Here is a 559-nt window from a genome sequence, read left to right as displayed (position 1 = left end):
GCTCCGGGGCCGAGGGTGGACAGGCTGACGCCGGTCTTGCCGGTCAGGCGGCCGTAGGTGGCAGCCATGAAACCTGCGGACTGCTCGTGACGGGTCAGTACCAGTTTGATCTTCGACTTGCGCAGGGACTCCAGCAGGTCGAGGTTTTCTTCTCCGGGAATACCGAATACATACTCGACACCTTCGTTTTCCAGGCATTGCACAACGACATCGGCGGCCTTGGCCATCTTGCTTGTTACCTCAAGTGATGGGACGGTGGAAGTCCGGAAATGCGCAGCACGGTACGCTGGCATCGCTTGGCTCAGGGCCACAAGTGCCCCGAATCAAAGTCTTGACGAAAGCTCGGTACGGAAAAGTCACGCTGATTTGGCCGAATGTCGTCCACGCCGCAGGCGCGGCCTTGCGTCGCGATCGGTGCAGGAGCGGTTTTAGCCGCGAAACAGGCGACGCGGTTGGCCAGGGAGATCGGGGTTGGAGGAATCGCGGTTGCCTGGCTTTTTGCGCCACAAAGACAAAGCCCCTACCTGCGTGCGCAGATAGGGGTTTTGCGAAATGAATC

The 559-nt window shown here is 59.6% G+C and carries 1 protein-coding gene; it reads right to left on the bottom strand.

The window, feature by feature from the left end; translation table 11 throughout:
- The coding region (locus ACLEJP_RS25495; protein WP_405047519.1) for a thiamine pyrophosphate-binding protein at positions 1-227 on the bottom strand (227 nt) is incomplete at its 3' end.
- Positions 228-559 lie beyond the last annotated feature (332 nt).

The organism is Pseudomonas sp. SMV7, assembly GCF_052041995.1.
Taxonomy (GTDB): Bacteria; Pseudomonadota; Gammaproteobacteria; order Pseudomonadales; family Pseudomonadaceae; genus Aquipseudomonas.
Note: the sequence above shows the minus strand (reverse complement) of the source record. Positions and strands in the feature narration are given on the sequence as shown.